Origin of the sequence: Nocardia tenerifensis NBRC 101015, assembly GCF_000308715.1 — a bacterium.
In the GTDB taxonomy this organism is placed as follows: Bacteria; Actinomycetota; Actinomycetes; order Mycobacteriales; family Mycobacteriaceae; genus Nocardia; species Nocardia tenerifensis.
This window is the reverse complement of the sequence record NZ_BAGH01000480.1, coordinates 1-2,346: the sequence shown is the minus strand read 5'-3', so window position 1 is coordinate 2,346 and position 2,346 is coordinate 1. Positions and strand designations below refer to the sequence as shown.

Genomic DNA, 2,346 nt, shown 5'->3' with positions numbered 1-2,346 from the left:
GTGTGTGGAGTGCTAAAAAAAATCTGTGCCGGTTGGCATAGGTTATCTGAATCAGCGGAGATGATCCGACAGAGATGAATGGAGTGTGTTGGAGGTGGCGACCATGCTGATGCGTACCGATCCGTTCCGCGATCTGGACCGACTCACGCAGCAGGTGTTCGGCACAGCGGCCCGGCCCGCGGTGATGCCGATGGACGCCTGGCGCGAGGGCGACGAGTTCCTGGTGGAGTTGGACCTGCCCGGAATCGACCCGAAGTCGCTGGACCTGGACATCGAACGCAATGTGGTGACGGTCAAGGCGAGCCGCCCCGAGCTGGACTCCGGGCGGTCGATGATCGCCGCGGAGCGCTCCCGCGGGGTGTTCAGCCGTCAGCTGTTCCTCGGCGACGGCCTCGATACCGACCACATCCGCGCCGACTACACCGATGGCGTTCTGCGCCTTGTGATTCCGGTCGCGGAGAAGGCCAAGCCGCGCAAGATCGAGATCGAACACCAGGAGCGACGTCAGGCGATCGACGCCTGACCGGGCGCCCTGCGCACTCGCGGGCGGGCCCGAGGTCGGGGCCCGCCCGCACGACCATGTGAACATCTGTGAGAGGAGCACGCCATGCCCATCGTCCCCGTCGTCTGGCCGGATGGCGCTCGCGTCGAATACGGTAGGGCGACGCGACGGTCGCCTCTAACACCGCAGGGGACAGGCCGAGCTGGCTCCCGGGAACTGAGGGCGGACTGCGGCATGGTTTGCGACTACACGATCACGGCGCGTGCGGCGCACCGGAACACCGCGACGGCGGTGACGCGATGAGCGGCGAGGCTCGCGCGTTGGCGATCCGGCAGGACTGGACCGGCTCCGCGGCGGTGCTGACCGTCGGCGGCGAGGTCGACGCGGCGTCGGCGCCCCAACTGCAAGCGGCCTTGACGACCGCGCTCGATCAGGAGCCCACGGTGCTCGTGGTCGACCTCTCGGCGGTGCGGTTCTTCGGCTCCGCCGGGCTCAGCGTGCTGCTGTTCGCGGCCGAGAAACTCGCGAAAGACGCACTGCGCGTGGTGGCCTCGCCGCAGGTGCGGCGGCCGATCGAGGTGACTGGGCTCGACGGGCTGCTCGAGGTGTTCGCCACCGTGGACGAGGCGCTGACGCCCGGGGAGACCCCGAGCATCGCCTGACGCGCGCCTCGGTGGTGACCACGCGGATCTCGCCCCGTATTCTCTAGCGACAGTATGGCGTCGGCGTAGACGTGATTCCCCGCGTGTCCGCAGGCGTCGCCACGGATTCGGCTTGCCGCGCGTGAAGGGAATCGATGAACGCCAGCCCGTCGCCGTCGCCACCTCCGCCGATTTCGCCACCGCCGAATCCGCTGGAGTTGACCTTCGACGCCGACGCCACCCAGCTCGCCCCCGTCCGGCTCGCCCTGCGGGAGTGGCTCGGTCGCACCCGGTTCGCCGCCGACCAATCCGCCGACGTCCTGCTCGCGGTGGGGGAGGCCTGCGCCAACGCCATCGAACACGGCCATCGCTTCCGCGCGGGCACCATCCGCCTACGCGCCTGGCTGACAGACGACTACCTCCGGGTCACCGTGCACGACTCCGGCCGCTGGAAACCCGACGACAGCCCGCCGAACCCGCTGCGCGGCCGTGGCATCCCCCTCATGCGAGCCCTCATGGACTCGATCGCGGTGACCCCCGACGAGTCCGGCACGATCGTCGAACTCGGCACCGCCCTTCGCCTCTGAGCGGGTCATCGGCCGAACCGAGCCCGGCGGGAGCCGCCGGACCCGGGTGGTTCGGCTTCGGTTGGGGTGGTTCAGGATTCGGCGAAGGTGATGAGGGAGACGGCGGGGGCGGAGACGGTTTGGACGGTGGGGGTGTTCGGGATGCGGATGTGGAGGAAGCCGCCTTCGATGCGGACCTCGACGTCGTCGATGGTGCGGACGGGGCGGCCGTCGCCGTCGAGGAGGGTGTAGCCCTCGACGAGGGTGACGTTGCGCGCTGGGCGCCAATTCGGGGTCATGGCAGGGCCTTTCGCGGGGGCGGCGGGTGGGAAGTCGAGTTCGGGCTCGGCGACGTGGTTGAAGTAGTTGGACAGCGTGTTGAGCGCGATGTGGCCGACGATCTCGCTCAGCTCGGCGTCGCCGACGCCGTGCGCGCGGGCGGCGGCGATGGCGGCGTCGTCGACGCGGCCGCGGGTGCGCATGACCGTGCTCGCGAACCGCAGCACGGCCTCGGCGTGCGGGTCATCGGCTCGCGCGTCGCGCGTCGCGGCGATGGCCGCGTCGGTGAACCCCATCCGGCCGGCCCGCATGGTGTGCGCGGCCACGCAGTAGTCGCAACCGTTCTCGCTGGCCACCA

The 2,346-nt window shown here is 69.8% G+C and carries 4 protein-coding genes; 3 read left to right on the top strand and 1 reads right to left on the bottom strand.

Annotated features, from left to right (window positions below; all coding sequences use genetic code 11):
- The first annotated feature begins 88 nt into the window (after window positions 1–88).
- The 3 genes from ON39_RS34200 (at window position 89) to ON39_RS34190 (ending at window position 1,730) form a co-directional block, all read left to right on the top strand.
- The gene (locus ON39_RS34200; protein WP_083894860.1) at window positions 89–523 is read left to right on the top strand and encodes an Hsp20/alpha crystallin family protein; all 435 of its coding nucleotides are present in this window, start codon (window positions 89–91) and stop codon (window positions 521–523) included.
- A 278-nt stretch (window positions 524–801) separates the two neighbouring features.
- Complete coding sequence (locus ON39_RS34195; RefSeq protein ID WP_040740432.1) at window positions 802–1,164, top strand: STAS domain-containing protein; 363 nt, start codon at window positions 802–804, stop codon at window positions 1,162–1,164.
- A 134-nt stretch (window positions 1,165–1,298) separates the two neighbouring features.
- The gene (locus tag ON39_RS34190; protein WP_040740430.1) at window positions 1,299–1,730 is read left to right on the top strand and encodes an ATP-binding protein; all 432 of its coding nucleotides are present in this window, start codon (window positions 1,299–1,301) and stop codon (window positions 1,728–1,730) included.
- A gap of 71 nt (window positions 1,731–1,801) precedes the next feature.
- On the opposite strand, the gene ON39_RS34185 is transcribed toward ON39_RS34190, so the two are convergent.
- Window positions 1,802–2,346, bottom strand: a 545-nt coding sequence (locus ON39_RS34185; protein ID WP_040740428.1) for a carboxymuconolactone decarboxylase family protein, incomplete at its 5' end; no start/stop codon positions are given.

Coding starts and splice junctions, on each gene's coding strand:
- ON39_RS34190 (WP_040740430.1), top strand. CDS start 1,299: ATGAACGCCAGCCCGTCGCCGTCGCCACCTCCGCCGATTTCGCCACCG.
- ON39_RS34195 (WP_040740432.1), top strand. CDS start 802: ATGAGCGGCGAGGCTCGCGCGTTGGCGATCCGGCAGGACTGGACCGGC.